The sequence below is a fragment of the Rhodococcus sp. NPDC003382 genome (genome assembly GCF_053589135.1).
Map to the genome: position 1 here is coordinate 13,764 of NZ_JBSFRH010000042.1, position 15,223 is coordinate 28,986.

Here is a 15,223-nt window from a genome sequence, read left to right on the forward strand (position 1 = left end):
TTCATGGGCAGCGACAGTCCCCGCTGGCTCGACCCGAACGAGCAGGCCGCCTGGCGATTGCTGGTGTCGGTGATCACCCGGTTGCCCGCCGCCCTGGACACCCAGACCCAGCGCGACTCCGATCTGACGCACTTCGAGTACTTCACCCTCGCGCTGCTGTCGGAGGCACCGGACCGGCGCGCCCAGTTGTCCGTCCTCGCGGAATCGGTGAATGCGTCGCTGTCGCGGCTGTCCCACGTGGTCACCCGCCTCGCCAAGCGCAGCTGGGTGTACCGCGAGCCGATTCCGGGCAGCCGCGGCTCGTACGCGGTACTGACCGACAGCGGCTACGAGAAGGTCGTCGAGGCGGCGCCGTCCCACGTCGAGACGGTGCGCCGGCTGGTGTTCGACGGGCTGGACGACGATCAGCTGCGCGCCCTCACCGAACTCGGCAAGGTGCTCGTCGCACAGCTGGACAAGGGGCTCGCCGAGGGGACCGGCAGGGCTTAGGGCAGTTGTGCTCACATGGTGAGCACCATGCGATAGCGCGCGCGTCCCTCCTCGGCGACGGCGTACGCCTGCGCTGCCTCGGACAGGGGACATTCCTCGATGCGAGCGCGCACTCCGGTCTGTACCGCGAATCGCATCGTCTCCTCGACATCGCGTGCCGTCCCGGACGGGTGACCGGTCACACTCAGCCCGGGCATGATCAGCTGCAGAGGATTGATCGGCAGCGGATCGACCGTCGCGCCGACGACGACGAGTTCGCCCTGCGGCTGCAACCCACCGACCGTCGCGGCCATCGCCGCGGAGTTCGCCGCGGTGGCCAGCACCACCGACACGCCACCGAGTGCCTGCAACGCCTCCGCCACGTCGCCCGCCGAGGAGTCCACGTAGTGATGGGCCCCCAGCTCCAGGGCGTCGTCCCGTTTGCCGGCGCCGCGCGCGATGGCAACGGTCTCGAATCCCATCGCGCGGGCGAACTGCACTCCCAGGTGACCGAGACCGCCGAGTCCCAGGACCGCGACCCGGTCGCCGGGTAGTGCCCGGGTCTTGCGCAGTGCGTTGTAGGTGGTGACGCCGGCGCAACCCATGGGGGCGGCCTCCGAGAACGACAGTTCGTCCGGAATCCGGGCGAGCGCAGTGACGGGCACCGTCGCCGACTCGGCGTAACCGCCCGGATAGTGCCAACTCGGCACCTGCAGCTTTTCGCAGTGGATGAATATTCCTCGGCGGCAGGGAACGCACTCGTTGCAGTGGCCGCCGAACCATCCCACGGCGACCCGGTCGCCGATGTCGAAACCGGTGACCCCGGCGCCGAGTTCGGCGATGGTTCCGGCGATTTCGTGGCCGGGCGTCAGCGGCCAGGTCGTACCGGGAAATCCGCCGTTCACGAAGCCGTGGTCGGTGCCGCAGATTCCGCAGGCGGACACCGCAATTCGGACATGTCCGGGATCGGGGGAGGTGGTTTCGGTGTCGACGAGGGTCAGTGCTCCCCCGGCCGACTCGACGTGAACTGCTCGATGTGTGGGCATCTGCATCCTCGCTGTCCGGTGTGGGATCGGGAGCTGGGTCCACCTACCAGTCAAAGGGTTCGACCGGGCACTTGACAAGGGCCTGCCACCGACACCGGGAGCGAAACGAATCAGCGGGTACCGCTCATGCCCCCGTCCACCGGGATCACCGTGCCGGTGAGGTAGGCGCCGGCCCGCGACGACAGGAAGATCGCGGTGCCCGCGATGTCTTCGGGGCTACCGATGCGCCCGAGCGGGACATTGCCCTCGACCGCGGATTTCAGCGCGGGGTCGTCCAGTATGAACGCCATCATCTTCGTCGGGAAGGGTCCCGGCGCAACGGCGTTCACGGTGATGTGCTCGCGTGCGAGAGTAGCGGCGAGCTTGCGGGTGAGCATGTGCACCGCGGCCTTGGATGCCCCGTACGAGAAGTTCTCGGTTCCCGAGACCACGATCCCGTCGATCGATCCGATGTTGATCACTCGCGCCGGGCCGTCCGGGGTCGCCGCGGCCCGCAACTGCGGCAGCAGCGCCTGCGTCAGCGCGAACACCGAGGTGACGTTGAGGCCCAGGACCTTGTCGAACCCGGAGAGGGGGAACTCGTCGACGGGCGCACCCCAGGTGGCCCCGGCGTTGTTGACCAGCACGTCCACCCGGTCGAAGGTCCGGGTCACGAATGCGGCGAGATCGGCCACCCCCTCCGGGGTGCTCAGGTCCGCCGGGTGCGCGACCACGTCACCGAACGCGGACAGTTCCGCGGCGGCCGACTCGCACGCATCGGCCTTGCGGGACGAGATGATGACCCGCGCACCGGCTTCGGCGAAGCCCTTCGCGATCATCAACCCGATGCCGCGGGTGCCGCCGGTCACGACCACGGTCTTGCCCTCGACGTCGAACAGGCCGCTCATCGGGTGGCCTCGAACGATGCGCGGCCGATCCGTAGGCGGGCGGCCGAGACGATGAATGCTTCCCCCATCGGGACTCCTTGTCGTGCGTGCGCGGCGCGGGATGCGGCCCGTGCGACAAGACGATACGGGACCGATTCGTGGCCGGTGGGCAGGCAATGGGATACGTGGTGCGTCCGGTGCCGAACACCGCGGAGGCCGGGCGACCCTTCTTCCGAAACCGGGCTGGGCTCATCCGGACGTCACGGGGACCCGCCCCTCCCACACCGCCCGGGAACCGGACTCCCCCACCCGATACACCTGAACAACCGCGCCGACGGCGATGATCACGGCGACGACCGCGACGATCACGGTCACGATCCTCACCCGGGCGGCGGGGATGCGTTCACGGGCGATGAGCACATGGACGGCAGCGACCAGCAGGGCCGCCACGAACAGGGCGATCACGACCCAGGGCATGGTTTCGCCGAGGTCGGCGTGGGTCTCGATCCGCGGGCTCTCCCCGAGCTGCTGCTCGAGCCATTCCCCCGCGTCGGTGGTTACGGGGGTCAGCACGAGCAGCACGACGGCCAGCGCGAGCGTGGGCCACACCAGCCGGACACGCGCGACCGGCCAGAGCGCCGAGAGAACGACCCCGAGTGCGACGAGCGGCACGAGGACCACGATGGCGTGAACGAGCAGGACATGGGCCGGAAGTCCGCCGATCAGGGTCATGGCACTCCGCTCGGGACGAGGCCGGCGCACCCGGCTCCAGCCGTGCGAACGAATCTAGTCGACGGTCGGCGTTCACCCCACCGGATCCGCGCACCGCACTCGGTTCAGAGACCCGCGGGAAGCGTGAGGATCTGCGCGTCACCGTCGGTGATGGCGATGGTGTGTTCGCTGTGCGCGGTGCGTGATCCGTCCGCGGAACGGATGGTCCATCCGTCCGGGTCGTAGACGATCCGGTCGGTGCCCTGCGCGAACCACGGTTCGAGTGCCAGGGTCAGGCCGGGCTGCAGTTTCAGGCCGCGGTCGGGACGTCCCGTGTTGGGTACGTGCGGATCCTCGTGCATCGTGCGACCGAGGCCGTGGCCGCCGAACTCGGTGTTGACGAGATAGCCGTACTCGGCTGCCACTGCGCCGATCGCCGCCGAGATGTCGCCCAGTCTGTTGCCGGGTCGGGCCGCGGCGATTCCGGCTTCGAGGGCCCGTTCGGTGGCTTCGACGATCCGCTGATCCTCAGGTCGCGGCGTGCCGACGATGACGGTGCGCGCGGAGTCGGCGACCCATCCGTCGATCGAGACCGCGATGTCCATGCTGAGCACGTCACCGTCGCGTAGCAGATAGTCGTGTGGAAGTCCGTGCAGGACAGCGTCGTTGACGGACAGGCAGATGACGTTCCGGAACGGGCCGCTTCCGAAGGAGGGGGCGTAGTCCCAGTAGCAGGACTTCGCGCCACGCTCCTCGATGAGGTGCCGCGCGCGATGTTCGAGATCGAGCAGGTTCACGCCGGGCTTCGCTATGCCGGTCAGGTCGTCGAGCAGATCGGCGATGAACGCGCCGGTCGTCCGCATGGCCGCGATCTCTTGTGTCGTCTTCAGTTCCAGCAACGATCCGCACTCCTGCATCGGTCGAAGAATCGGTATTAAAATACCACCGTAGCGGATCGCATCGGTATTTTCATACCGGTTCGGGTAGGGTGGCCCCATGGTCCGCCTCCCCCTGACCCCGGAACAGCTCGCCACCGGCAAACGCCTCGGCGAACACCTGCGCCGCGCGCGCGGCGGGCGCACGCTGGCCGACGTCGCGAACGCCGCGGGCATCTCGCCCGAAACCCTGCGCAAGATCGAAACCGGGCGACTGGCGACACCGGCGTTCACCACGGTCGCCGCACTGGCTACCGAACTGTCGGTCTCACTCGACGACCTCGCCCGCCTCTGCCTACCGCCGGCGGATCTCCAGCAAACCGGCTGAAGGAAACAACAGATCCGGATATCGTCACGATTCATGCCGGACGACTCCCTGCACGATTTCGACCGAGGCACCTTCACCCACGACGGCAAGACGCGCACGGTCTTCCGTCAGGGCACGGGACCGGCGGTGATCGTGATCGCCGAAATACCCGGCATCACACCGAAAGTGCTCGAGTTCGCCCGCCGCGTCTCCGCGATCGGCTGCACGGCCGTGCTGCCCCACCTGTTCGGCCGGCCCGGACAGGCCTACCCCCACCCCGACGTGGACGGCTGGCTGCACCTCGGCCGTGTGTTCGCGGAGTCGATCGTTCCCGCCTGCATCAGCCGCGAATTCACCGTCCTTGCCACCGGCAAGACCTCCCCGGTCGTCTCGTGGCTGCGCGCCCTGGCCGCCGAGGAACATCGCCGATGCGGCGGGCCGGGGGTCGGAGCGGTCGGCATGTGCTTCACCGGCGGGTTCGCCCTGGCGATGGCCACCGACGACCGTCTGCTGGCGCCGGTGCTCTCCCAGCCTTCATTGCCCTACGGAATCACCGCACGACAGCGGCGTTCGATCGACATCTCCCCCGACGATCTGGCAAAGGTCAAACAGCGCTGCGCCAACGGGCTCACGGTCCTGGGGCTGCGATTCAAGGGCGACAAGAACTGCCGTGCCGAACGCTTCGCCTATCTGCGCGAGCAGCTGGGCCCGGCATTCGTCGGTGTGGAGCTCGAGAACTCCGCCGCCAATCCCGCAGCGGCCCTCGGACCTCACTCGGTGCTCACCGAACACCTCATCGACGAACCCGGGCAACCGACGCGGGACGCACTCGACCAGGTCCTCGACCTGTTCCGCACCCGGCTGCTCCCGCCGCTGTGACCCACCGCCTCGACCGTGGCGACACCGACAACCGGACTCGGCGCTGTACATGACCGCGACCCGCAGATCCCTCGTTGATCCGCGTGCCGGGACATGACAGCGCCGAGCCCTGTCGCACGATCGAGCCGAACGATCATGACACTGTCGAGACCACCGTCCCTTCTTCGGTCACCGAGTGACGCCGCTTCAGCTCCCGGGCGGCGTGCCGGTACGAGGACGGGCGGGCAGGCAGCAGCCACTGCAGCAGTCGGGTGCCCGGGCCGACGTTCAGTCCGATCTCGTCGAGAACCTCGTCCACGTGCCGGAGAGAGAACGGGATGATGTTCGTGCCGCGGGCCTGCTTGCCCTCGGTACGGTCGATCATCCAGTCCAGTCGCGTGCGGACGAACGCGCGACGCTCCTCGACCGGCGGGATCGCCCCTCCCAGCATGTGGTTGACGGTCCACAGTGCCGCCGCCTCGGCGCTGAGCGGGCTGAACAGCGAGGACCCGTAGCCGACGAAGTACAGATTGGCCACCTCGTTCGGCAGGATCTGTCGGTACAGCAGGAAGTTGCCGTCGTCGTCGAGCAGTCGCTTCTGCACCGCTTCCGGCAGGAAAGGCACTCGCTGCACGAACCCCGTAGCGCAGACGACCACGTCGGCGGGCAGCACCGTGCCGTCGTCGAGTTCGGCGACCGGCCGCCCGTCCTTCTCCCCCAGCACCGCGATGGACCTTCCCCGCCGTACCGAGATCGTGCCGGCCTCGACCTTCTCGTAGAAGCCCTCGGTGGCGAGGCTGACCGCGTGACGCACGATCCGCTCGAACGAGCCCTCCGGCACCAGCCCGGTCCGGTCGAGCCGCAGTTGCCGACGCGCGACCCACTCGATGCCGCCGAGCAACCCGTTGCGAACGAACCGCCCCGACCCGGTCAGGAACCGCCCGAGTCCGCGTTGCTCGATGTGCTCGAACAGTCCCTCGCTGAGACGGGTGAGCAGGATGTACTTGTAGTTCAGTACGTTTGCGAGCTTGCGCGGCATCTTCCATGTGACCTCACGGGCCACGAGGGTGGTCGAGGCCGCGACGTCGCTCAATGCCTCGGCCACGTCGCAGGACGATTTGCCGTAGCCGACGACCAGTACGTCGCGGTCCGCGGCGTCGGCGAGGTCGTGGAAGTCCGAGGCTGCGCAGAGCCGGCCTCCCGCGGCCTCGTACTCCTCCCGCCCCTCGTAGGGCGGGAGGAACGGGTCGCAGAAAATGCCGTTGGCGACCACCAGACGGTCGTACTCCTCGACCGCGGTCTCCCCCGCGACGGCGTTCCGGCTGGTGACCGTCCAGCGCTGCGAGACGGGATCCTGGTCCGCCGAGACCACTTCGGTGTCCAAACGCAACAGGCGCCGGAGATCGAAGTGCTCGACATAGTCGTCGAGGTACCGCTGGACTTGTTCCCCGGTCGGCCACTCGGGATAGTCGGCCGGCATCGGAAAGTCGGAGAACGCGTACGTGCCCTTGTTGTTCTGGGTGGTGACACCGGGATACCGCCGCGTCACACTCCACACCCCACCGACGTCCGGGGTCCGATCGTAGACGTGGACGTCGAATCCGAACTCGGACAGCAGTTTCGCCGAACACAGGCCGGCGATCCCCGCACCGACCACCGCGACTCTTCGTCCCTGGCCGGTCATGACCGATCGGCCCCCGCGGTGTCCTCGGCGAAGAAGGCACTCACCAGCTGCTGGAAGCGTGCGGCATGCTCGATCTGTGTCCAGTGACCGCACTTGCCGAAGACGTGCAGCTGCGAATTCGGGATCAGGTCGAACATCTTCTGCGACGCCGCAACCGGCACCACCCGGTCCTCCCGGCCGTGCAGGATCAGCACCTCGTGCTCAATCGCGGCCAGGTCGGCGTCGGGCACGATCTGCGCGTCCAGCCACCGCTGGCGAGGCTCGGGGAAGACCTGCTCGAAGGCCTCCTGTGCGCCGGGCCGCGCCGTCGCGCGGTACCGCAGCTCGGCCAGCTCGTCGGTGACCAGCGACCGGTCGTAGGCCATGATGTCCATGATCTTCTTCATGTTCTCGACCGAGGGCGTGTAGCCCCACAGCGCGTCGAGTTCGGGCGTGAAGTCGAACTGCACACCACCGGCTCCCATCAGCACGATCCGGCCGAGCCGCTGCGGATGCCGGACCGCCAGGTGCAACGCGAGTCCCCCACCGAACGAATTGCCGACCACGTGCACCTTCGGAATCTCGAGGGCGTCGAGCAGCGCGAGAATCTGATCGATCCAGGTATCGAAGATCTCGAAGCGGACCGGGTCCGGCAGGGTGGTGTACCCGAAACCGACCAGGTCGGGGGCGATCACCCGACGCTGCTCGGCGAGCACCGGGATCAGTCCCCGCCAGTTGGCCCACGCCGAGACGCCGGCGCCGGAACCGTGCAGCAGCAGCACCGGGATGCCGTCACCCGACCCTACGTCGTGGTAGTTGGTCTCGAACCCACCGGTTCGGATGGTCTGTGCAACTTCGGGATTGGTGTCGACCTGCATCAGGACTCCTTCGAGGGGAAGACGGATGCCACCGCGGCGAGCAGGTCGTCCTGCGGCCGTTCGGGCGAGGGGTATGCCTGCTTGCTGTGCGACAGGCCGGTCTGCACGAGCATTTCGCACATCTTGTAGGCCACGACACCGGGATTGAGCACCGGAACGTCGAGGACGGTGGACAGGTGGGCGTGGCTCTGATGCATCGTCGTCGAACCGAGGATGATGACGTCGGCGCCGTCCTCCGCAACGGCGGCCTTCGCCTCGCGCTCGAGCGCCGCGAAGACGAAATCCTCCTTGCCCGCCAGCAATTCGGCAGCATCCGGGCGGACGCCGATGTCGCGCACCGACGCCAGTCGGGAGGTGATGCCGTTTTCTCGAGCAGCCTTGTGATAGAGCTCGTGCCATTGCGGCCACATGGTGACCACCGAGAACTTCTTGCCGAGCAGGCAGGCCAGCAGCATGGTGGCCTGGCTCGGCGCGACGACCGGGATGGACAGCCGGGACCGCAGGGCGGCGAGCGCCGAATCGCTCATCGAGTTCACGCAGACCCCGACGTAGCCCTGCTCCTCGGCGCGACAGCCCGCGTCGAGCACGAACGCGTCCGCGAGGGTCGTTTCGTAGGCGCTGTCGAGGCTGCCGCCGCCGTTGCGCGCCGAGACGAAGACGTTCTCGAACGCCGGGTGCACGAAGTCTCCGGAGAGCTGGGCAGCGAAGGCGTCCAGCGCCTCCGGCGGAACCGGGACGGGGACGATGTTCAGTACACGTTTCACAGGTCGAGTTCCTCTCGGGTACGGGTCAGGGTGTCCACGACGGCGAAGGCGATGGCACGGGTCGCCATCATCACGTCGGTCACCGAGGCGACACCCATGCCGCCGAGACCCTCGTTGAGTTCGGCCGGGGCACTTGCCGGCGGCCAAGGGTAACCGATTCGGGCACAAGGAATTCCGAGACGACGGATCAGAGTGCCGTCGGTCTGCCCACCCAGCAGAGGGGTGGACTCGTAGGGCTTGCCCTCGACTTCCTCCCAACCCCGTCGGCAGCTCTGGATGATCCAGTTGTCGGGGTCGGTCATGCCGCCCGGGAGGGACCCGTACATCTCCCAGTCCAGTTCGATGTCGGGATGTCGCGTGCGCAGGGCGCGGATCATCTCGGCGAACTGATGCCGCACCTCGCCGGGTGTGGTCCGCGGATTGACCCGCACATCGAGATAGATCTCCGTCGCCGCGGACGGGAAGGCCGGCTTGTCGGGACTGCCGGACCGGACCGCCGAGATCCAGCCCTCCGGCAGCGTCGACCCGGAGGTGTTGCGCGCCGTGTACTCCGGCAGCCACGCCTCGATCTCCTGGATCACCGTGGCGGCGGGCACGATCGAGGATCGGAAACCCTCGGTGCCGCGGCTGATGCCCGCGTACCCGAACGTGCCGCGCACCGTCACCTTGAACCAGCACATCCCGGGTTCCTCCGGGTACACCGCCCACCACGGCTTCAGCACGATCGCGTGATCGGGCATCATGCCGTGGGTGAGCAGATGGAACACCCCGGAACTCATCCCGACCTGATCGCGATTGCTCATGCTCACCGGCATCCCGCCGCCCGCGAAGCCGATCGCCAGATCGCCGAGCAACGGCAGGTCCGCGTCGACGACCGCGTGCAGCACCTCGGTCAGCCCCGCCACCATGCACTTCGGGTTCGAGGCGCCGAGCCCGATCACCAGATCGCCGTCGACCTTCGCCTCGGGAATCATGTCGGGCCGCAACGACTTCCCGACCCACGGCACGTCGGCCTCGGGATCGATGTGGGTGTCGATGGGCGCGTACAGCAGCAATCGGCTTCCGCCACCGCTACCCCGTAGCTCGCCGATCGCATTGCCGGTGTGCTCGGAGATCGGCTGGTACCGGGCGTCGATTCCGACGTTCTCCTGCAGGTAGCTCGCCATGTGCTCGGACGCAGGACGCTCCCGACCGGTCGGGCTGTGGATGTTCACCAGGTCGACGAGCAGATCCCGGAATCGATCGGGATTCAGTTTCGCGCAGACCTTCTCGTACATCTCCCGCCGGGCGGGATCGAGTGTCACGGCGTCCGTGGTGTCGAGAGTGTCGGTCACGGTCGGCCCCCTTCGTGGACTTCGAAGCGATGCGCCAGACCGACGCGATCGGTCAGGCACGTCGCGATGCGGACCAGCCCCTGGTCGGCGTGGTGCGGCGCGATGAGCTGGATACCGAGGGGCAGGCCCTCGACCCCGCGCCCGGCGGGCAGGCCGACCGCCGGGCACCCGGCGATGCTGGCGAGCTTGTTGAACACCGGGTCGCCGGTGCCGGTCTCGATCGGCGGGGCCTCGCCCGGTGCCGCGAGCGTGACCAGCACATCGACCTCGTCGAACGCACGCCCGACGAACGTTCGCACGCCCCTCAGCACCTGGCGCGCCCGCTGGATCTCGCTGGGGGCGGCGGTGCGCCCGTCGTGAAGGAATCGGTGCAACTGCTCGGAGACCCGTTCGACATGCGGACGCGCGATGCGGTCGGTGAGCGAGGCGGACGCCTCGACGGCCATGACCAGGGTGTGCGCCCGGTCCAGCGCGTCCAGTTCGTCCGGCACCGGCACGTCCCGCACGTCGGCCACGACCCCGCGCAGGTTCTCCGCGAACTCGTCGAGCAGCGCCGCCGCGGCCGGGGTGGCCCGGTCCGCCCACGGGGGCCGGAGAATCCCCACGCGCAGGTTCCGCAACGCGGGAAGAACCGCGGCCGGCGGGGTGGTGGACCCGTCGGTCGAGAGCGACTCGTCGATCGCCCCCAGCCACGCCGGATGGCGGGCGAATGCGCCGACGGTGTCGAAGGTGAGCGCGACGGGCAGGACCCCGTCGAACGGCCACCGCCCGTAGGTCGGTTTCAGGGTGAACACCCCGCAGAACGATCCCGGCCGCAGCACCGATCCCGCGGTCTGGGTACCGAGCGCGAGCGGCACCTGACCGTCCGCGACCGCGGCCGCGGACCCGCTCGACGACCCGCCCGGTGTTCGATCGAGTCCGTGCGGGTTCCGGGTGGCGGTGGGCCGGTAGGTGGCGAACTCCGTGGTGGTCGTCTTGCCGAGGATCACCGCGCCGTCCCGCCGGAGCCGACGGACCACCTCGGCGTCCTGCGCGGGCTGCCACCCGGACCACAGGTCGGATCCGTAGCCGGTCGGCTGGTCACCGGTCTCGATGATGTCCTTGAGCCCGAACGGGATACCGTGCAGCGGCGACCGTCGCGGCTCGGCGTCCCGCGCCCGTGCCTGTTCGAGGGCGAGCGCCGGATCGAGGTGCGCCCACGCTCCGATTTCCCGGTCGCGCTGCGTGATCCGGTCCAGACAGCGCTCGACGGCAGAGACGCTGGGGTGCTCGTCGGCGAGGATATCGGCGATCGGAGAGACGGCCTCGGTGCCGGTCACGGTACTCATCCGACCTTCTGCGGCTCGTGGCCCCACCGCGACGGCGAGCGGAAGGTCTTGACCTCCCAGTCGTCGGAGTCGATCGTGTCGCCTCCGTAGCCGATCTCGATCGCGAAGCCGGACGGTGTGCGCATGTAGAACGAGGTGACGCCGTCGTTGGTGTGCCGGCCGAAAGTCATCTGCAGTGCGATGCCCGCGCCGGTGACGAGATCATAGGCGCGGCCCACGTCGTCGAGCGATTTCGTCTCGATCATCAGGTGGTTGAAGTCACCGCCGGTGAAGCTGAAGCACTCGTTCATCAGCGCCAGGCTGTGGTGCCGCGGATTGCAGTGCAGGAAGGTGGCATCCGCACCGTCCCAGACGATGTAGTCGGTGAGCTCGAAGCCGAGGACGCGGGTGTAGAAGTCGACCGCGGCCGGGTAGTCCCGGCACATCAGCACCACGTGACCGAGGCCGAGTTCACCGGTGACGAAGCCACTGATCACCCCTCCCCCGGCGAGCGGGGTGTGGTCGATGGTGGGTCCGAACACGACCTCGTTGGGGAAACCTTCGGCGTCGGTGAACCGGAACGCCGCGACGGCCAGTCTCTCCTCCGGCGCTCCGGTGTCGATCCAGTCGACGTCGATACCTTCGGCCGCGACCCGCTCCGCGACGTCGCGGAGGTCGTCGAGGCTGTCGACCTCCCAGGTGATGGCCCGGATCCGGTCCTCGTTCGCGGGGTACAACGCGATGCGGTGGTGGTGGTCGTCGAGCCGGATCAGCAGGGGATCGCTGTCGTTGTGCCGGGGGCGTGCCTGCAGGCCGAGCAGATCGACCAGAACCTGGCGCCAGGTGTCGAGGTCGGTGACGTCGACGCTCAGAGCGCCCAAGCGGGTGATGCTCATATCGTCCTCTGTTTCGAAAAGGGGGGCCGCGGAGCGGCTAGCTGGGAAGGAATTGCTCGGCGTGGATGCGCTCGGCGGGCAGGCCGAGTTCGACCAGCCGGTCGTGTGCGGCGGCGAGCATCGCCGGCGGTCCGCACAGGTAGGCGGAAGTGCGCGGGTCGCGGACGTCGTCCTCGGTGAGGACGCTGACCGGGTTCCCGGTCAGGACCTCGTCGATGGAGGTCGGCTCGTCGCACGTCACCCGGACGTCGAGAGTGCGCATGAAGCTCCGGCGGGCGTCGAGTTCGTCGAGGTGGAACAGGTCCACCTCCCGGGCGCAGCCGAACACCAAGCGGATCGGGTGGTCCTCGCGGGCGGTCTGCAGGTTCTCGAGCATGGACAGCATCGGTGCGAGACCGGTGCCGCCGGCAATCATCAACGTGGGTCCCGGTTCCTCCGCGAGGCCGAATCCGCCGCTGGGACCTTCGATCTCGATCAGGTCACCGACGGAGGCGGCGTCGCGCAGGTAGTCCGACATCGCCCCGGACGGCAGGACTCGAATGGTGAAGGCGAGTTTCTTGCGGTCCCGCTCACCGGAGGCCATCGAGTACGAGCGCCACTCGTCGGTGCCCGGTACCCGCATCCGGACGTACTGACCGGCACGGAAGGCGAACCGGACGGACTTCGGCAGCTTGAGCACGAACTCGACCACCGACTCACCGAGCCAGGTGATCGCCCCGACCTTGGCGGTGGCGGCGACGAGCGGGTACTCGTCGAGCATCGAGGCCGGGTAGTCGAGCTCGACCTCACTGTCCGCGCACGCCACCGACTGGCACAGCAGTCGCTGTCCATCGCGAATCTCGTCCTGCCGCAACGAGAACACGCGGTCCTCGGGCATCGCGAGGTCGCCACGGACGACCTTGCCGACGCACGTGCCGCACGTGCCGACGGTGCACTGGCTGACCAGACGGACCCCGGCGGCCGTCGCCGCCTCGAGGACCGTCGAACCGGCCGGCACGGTCACCGTCCTGGTGCCGTCTGCGAACGTCAGGTCTACCGTGTGGGCGACGCCGGCCTCGGACGCCGCCACCGTTTCGGTCGGGGTGATCGTCATGGGTCAGTCCTCGTCCAGGTACGGCGACTCGAAGAACCCGCGCGGATGACGGGCCGCCATCTTGCGCCACGCGATGATGGAATAGTCCATGTCGCAGAGCATTTCGTTGTTCCAGCCGTCGAAACGGGTGTAGTGCTCCTCGGTGGCCTCACGGGCGAAGACGTCGCTGTTGTTGAAGCCCTCGAGCGCCAGCGGCAGCATGAAGTTGTCGTACTTGAAGTTGAACTCCGCGATCTCCTCGTCGGTGCGGGCGCGGGTGGCGATGACCTCCCAGTACTCGTGGTGGTGGTCGTCGATCGGGACGTAGAACTCGTACTGGACGTGATCGGTGATCGGCCAGTGCTCGACCATCAGGACGCCGGGAACCCACAGCGAGGTGCGGAAGTAGTGCGGCACCGTGCCGCGGGCCTTCATGTTGACCTTGGGGTTGTCGAGGACCGGCTGGTACAGGTCGGGGCGGTCGTAGCGGTTCATCACGCCCTTGGGACCGTTCTCGATGTCGATTTCCTCGGTCGCCGAGTCGGTGAGCGCGTTGACGCCGAGGGGCAGGGCACGGTCGAGGGCGACGAGGATCTGGTTGTCCCAGTGCACCAGCAGGTGGCCCGGATCGAGGCCGTTCTCCGCGGCGAGGCGCCAGTTGCCGACCAGCTTGCGGTGGATCCCACGGATCACGACACCTTCGTCGAGCAGGTGCGGCACCGGAGAATCGTTGGGGTCGTTGGTGACCGGAGCCGGAAGGTCGCTGGCCAACGGCGGCGGAGTGCCGAAGTCCTCCTCACCCACGAACACGTAGATGATCCCGTTCGCCTCTTCCACCGGGTAGGTCCGGATGCGGGCCTTTCCGATCAGCGAATCGTCGGGATTGCCGACGATCGTGGTCAGACTCCCGTCGTCGAGTCCGTAGGTGAAGCCGTGGTACCAGCAGGTGATCGTGCCCTCGGACAGGCACATCGGCTTCGCCGAGAGCTTCACGCCGCGGTGGATGCACCGGTCGGACACCGCGTAGGTCTTGCCTGCGCTACGGCGCAGCGCAATGTCGTGCCCGCCGATGGTGACGCCCTTGGCGGTGCCGTCCTCGAGTTCGCTGGACAGCAGGGCCGGGTACCAGTGATTGGCGAAACCCCAGTCCGCCTGGACATACGGGGCGTACTGGCGGGTGACGCCCGCCGAGGATCCACTGTGCGAAATAGCGGTCATGGAATGACCTCCCTGGAGGTGGTGATTGTGGGATCGGTCGCGATCTTGTGGGCTGAGACGCAACCGGGATGAGAACCCGCGAACCGGGTGATCCGAGAAGTGGAGTGACACTCGCTGTGTCCGACACCACAATATCGAACTTCGATCGAGAGTCAATGGAAATTTCGTGAAATTTTCATTGATGCTGTGCGGCCGGGCTTGGTACCGTTGACCAGCGCGGCGCACCGCGTCGCGGGGCGATGAGCCCGGGCCGACCCCGGAAGACAGTGATGACCAGCGCAGACTCCGAGCCGACCGACGACAACACCCCCCTGCCCGACGGCAGGCGCTGGCATCTCGCCGAGAACGCCTATGAGGACGCGTTGACGTCCTTCGAGTTCGCAATCCTCCAGGCCGAGGGCGGGTTCCAACGCTTCGCCGTCCAGGCGATCCGGACGGCCACCGACCTCGACCTGGCGTTCAACGAGATCGTGGCGCTGCACGTCGTCCGGATGCAGGAACGGTCCAAGGACACTGCGACGATCGCGCAACTGACCAACCGGGAGGATCTGCCCAACCTGCAGTACAACCTCCGCAAACTCGTCACCCTCGGCCTGCTCGAACGACGGAAGGCCGGCACCTCCTCCGTCTTCACCGTCACCGAGAAGGGTCGGGCCGTCACCGACCGCTACGCCCAGTTGCGCCGCGAGACCCTCGTGTCCAATCTCGAGGAACTCAGCGACATCACCACGAAGATGCGGCACGCGTCGCGATCGATGCAGGTGCTCACCGGCCTGTACGAGGCCGCGAGCCGCGAACTCGCCACCATCAACACGGCCGTGCTGTTCGAGCCCCTCGAGAACGGATCGCGACCCCGCCGCTCGGCGAAGCGCACCTCCGACTGACCCACCCCCTCATCCA

The 15,223-nt window shown here is 67.8% G+C and carries 16 protein-coding genes; 4 read left to right on the forward strand and 12 right to left on the reverse strand.

Translation table 11 applies throughout. From position 1 onward, the window contains the following. The first annotated feature begins 3 nt into the window (after positions 1-3). Positions 4-489, forward strand: a complete 486-nt coding sequence (locus ACWDUD_RS23575; RefSeq protein WP_450110868.1) for a MarR family winged helix-turn-helix transcriptional regulator — start codon at positions 4-6, stop codon at positions 487-489. 11 nt (positions 490-500) lie between these two features. On the opposite strand, the gene ACWDUD_RS23580 is transcribed toward ACWDUD_RS23575, so the two are convergent. From ACWDUD_RS23580 to map, 4 genes are all read right to left on the reverse strand, one after another. Further along, the gene (locus ACWDUD_RS23580; RefSeq protein WP_450110869.1) at positions 501-1,514 is read right to left on the reverse strand and encodes an alcohol dehydrogenase catalytic domain-containing protein; all 1,014 of its coding nucleotides are present in this window, start codon (positions 1,512-1,514) and stop codon (positions 501-503) included. Positions 1,515-1,624: 110 nt separating this feature from the next. After that, positions 1,625-2,401, reverse strand: a complete 777-nt coding sequence (locus ACWDUD_RS23585) for an SDR family oxidoreductase (RefSeq protein ID WP_450110870.1) — start codon at positions 2,399-2,401, stop codon at positions 1,625-1,627. A 228-nt stretch (positions 2,402-2,629) separates the two neighbouring features. Next, positions 2,630-3,112 (reverse strand): DUF2231 domain-containing protein, encoded by a 483-nt coding sequence (locus ACWDUD_RS23590; protein ID WP_450110871.1) that lies wholly within the window; start codon positions 3,110-3,112, stop codon positions 2,630-2,632. Positions 3,113-3,216: 104 nt separating this feature from the next. Then, positions 3,217-3,990, reverse strand: coding sequence for a type I methionyl aminopeptidase (gene map / locus ACWDUD_RS23595; protein ID WP_450110898.1), 774 nt, complete (start codon positions 3,988-3,990; stop codon positions 3,217-3,219). A 97-nt stretch (positions 3,991-4,087) separates the two neighbouring features. Between map and ACWDUD_RS23600 the strand changes: the two genes are divergently transcribed. Then, positions 4,088-4,354: a helix-turn-helix domain-containing protein gene (locus ACWDUD_RS23600; RefSeq protein ID WP_450110872.1), complete on the forward strand. Its 267-nt coding sequence runs from the start codon at positions 4,088-4,090 to the stop codon at positions 4,352-4,354. A gap of 33 nt (positions 4,355-4,387) precedes the next feature. After that, entirely contained in the window at positions 4,388-5,212 is an 825-nt protein-coding gene (locus ACWDUD_RS23605) for a dienelactone hydrolase family protein (RefSeq protein WP_450110873.1), read from the forward strand. A gap of 133 nt (positions 5,213-5,345) precedes the next feature. On the opposite strand, the gene ACWDUD_RS23610 is transcribed toward ACWDUD_RS23605, so the two are convergent. Genes ACWDUD_RS23610 through ACWDUD_RS23645 form a run of 8 tightly spaced genes read right to left on the reverse strand, consistent with a single transcriptional unit; the run spans position 5,346 to position 14,323 of the window. After that, on the reverse strand, positions 5,346-6,875 hold the full coding sequence (locus ACWDUD_RS23610) for a flavin-containing monooxygenase (protein ID WP_450110874.1): 1,530 nt from the start codon (positions 6,873-6,875) through the stop codon (positions 5,346-5,348). After that, positions 6,872-7,732: an alpha/beta fold hydrolase gene (locus ACWDUD_RS23615; protein WP_420752312.1), complete on the reverse strand. Its 861-nt coding sequence runs from the start codon at positions 7,730-7,732 to the stop codon at positions 6,872-6,874. The genes ACWDUD_RS23610 and ACWDUD_RS23615 overlap by 4 nt, the downstream gene beginning before the upstream one ends. After that, complete coding sequence (locus ACWDUD_RS23620) at positions 7,732-8,496, reverse strand: aspartate/glutamate racemase family protein (RefSeq protein ID WP_197252014.1); 765 nt, start codon at positions 8,494-8,496, stop codon at positions 7,732-7,734. The genes ACWDUD_RS23615 and ACWDUD_RS23620 overlap by 1 nt, the downstream gene beginning before the upstream one ends. Beyond that, complete coding sequence (locus ACWDUD_RS23625; protein WP_248674909.1) at positions 8,493-9,830, reverse strand: M20 family metallopeptidase; 1,338 nt, start codon at positions 9,828-9,830, stop codon at positions 8,493-8,495. The genes ACWDUD_RS23620 and ACWDUD_RS23625 overlap by 4 nt, the downstream gene beginning before the upstream one ends. Further along, positions 9,827-11,158, reverse strand: a complete 1,332-nt coding sequence (locus tag ACWDUD_RS23630) for an amidase (RefSeq protein WP_450110875.1) — start codon at positions 11,156-11,158, stop codon at positions 9,827-9,829. Before ACWDUD_RS23630 ends, ACWDUD_RS23625 begins: the two co-directional genes overlap by 4 nt. Then, positions 11,155-12,033 carry a VOC family protein gene (locus ACWDUD_RS23635; protein ID WP_450110876.1) on the reverse strand — a complete coding sequence of 293 codons (879 nt, stop codon included), beginning with the start codon at positions 12,031-12,033 and terminating at the stop codon, positions 11,155-11,157. The genes ACWDUD_RS23630 and ACWDUD_RS23635 overlap by 4 nt, the downstream gene beginning before the upstream one ends. A gap of 37 nt (positions 12,034-12,070) precedes the next feature. Then, complete coding sequence (locus ACWDUD_RS23640) at positions 12,071-13,126, reverse strand: FAD-binding oxidoreductase (protein ID WP_450110877.1); 1,056 nt, start codon at positions 13,124-13,126, stop codon at positions 12,071-12,073. A gap of 3 nt (positions 13,127-13,129) precedes the next feature. Then, a complete protein-coding gene (locus ACWDUD_RS23645; RefSeq protein ID WP_248674905.1) occupies positions 13,130-14,323 on the reverse strand; it encodes a Rieske 2Fe-2S domain-containing protein in 1,194 nt (397 codons plus the stop codon). Positions 14,324-14,592: 269 nt separating this feature from the next. Between ACWDUD_RS23645 and ACWDUD_RS23650 the strand changes: the two genes are divergently transcribed. Beyond that, positions 14,593-15,207 (forward strand): winged helix DNA-binding protein, encoded by a 615-nt coding sequence (locus ACWDUD_RS23650; RefSeq protein WP_450110878.1) that lies wholly within the window; start codon positions 14,593-14,595, stop codon positions 15,205-15,207. The last annotated feature ends 16 nt before the right edge of the window (positions 15,208-15,223 follow it).

What these genes read in the sequence shown, in the direction of transcription:
- ACWDUD_RS23575 (WP_450110868.1), top strand. Translation starts at nt 4, where the DNA reads ATGGGCAGCGACAGTCCCCGCTGGCTCGACCCGAACGAGCAGGCCGCC.
- ACWDUD_RS23580 (WP_450110869.1), bottom strand. Translation starts at nt 1,514, where the DNA reads ATGCCCACACATCGAGCAGTTCACGTCGAGTCGGCCGGGGGAGCACTG.
- ACWDUD_RS23585 (WP_450110870.1), bottom strand. Translation starts at nt 2,401, where the DNA reads ATGAGCGGCCTGTTCGACGTCGAGGGCAAGACCGTGGTCGTGACCGGC.
- ACWDUD_RS23590 (WP_450110871.1), bottom strand. Translation starts at nt 3,112, where the DNA reads ATGACCCTGATCGGCGGACTTCCGGCCCATGTCCTGCTCGTTCACGCC.
- ACWDUD_RS23600 (WP_450110872.1), top strand. Translation starts at nt 4,088, where the DNA reads ATGGTCCGCCTCCCCCTGACCCCGGAACAGCTCGCCACCGGCAAACGC.
- ACWDUD_RS23605 (WP_450110873.1), top strand. Translation starts at nt 4,388, where the DNA reads ATGCCGGACGACTCCCTGCACGATTTCGACCGAGGCACCTTCACCCAC.
- ACWDUD_RS23610 (WP_450110874.1), bottom strand. Translation starts at nt 6,875, where the DNA reads ATGACCGGCCAGGGACGAAGAGTCGCGGTGGTCGGTGCGGGGATCGCC.
- ACWDUD_RS23615 (WP_420752312.1), bottom strand. Translation starts at nt 7,732, where the DNA reads ATGCAGGTCGACACCAATCCCGAAGTTGCACAGACCATCCGAACCGGT.
- ACWDUD_RS23630 (WP_450110875.1), bottom strand. Translation starts at nt 11,158, where the DNA reads ATGAGTACCGTGACCGGCACCGAGGCCGTCTCTCCGATCGCCGATATC.
- ACWDUD_RS23635 (WP_450110876.1), bottom strand. Translation starts at nt 12,033, where the DNA reads ATGAGCATCACCCGCTTGGGCGCTCTGAGCGTCGACGTCACCGACCTC.
- ACWDUD_RS23640 (WP_450110877.1), bottom strand. Translation starts at nt 13,126, where the DNA reads ATGACGATCACCCCGACCGAAACGGTGGCGGCGTCCGAGGCCGGCGTC.
- ACWDUD_RS23645 (WP_248674905.1), bottom strand. Translation starts at nt 14,323, where the DNA reads ATGACCGCTATTTCGCACAGTGGATCCTCGGCGGGCGTCACCCGCCAG.
- ACWDUD_RS23650 (WP_450110878.1), top strand. Translation starts at nt 14,593, where the DNA reads ATGACCAGCGCAGACTCCGAGCCGACCGACGACAACACCCCCCTGCCC.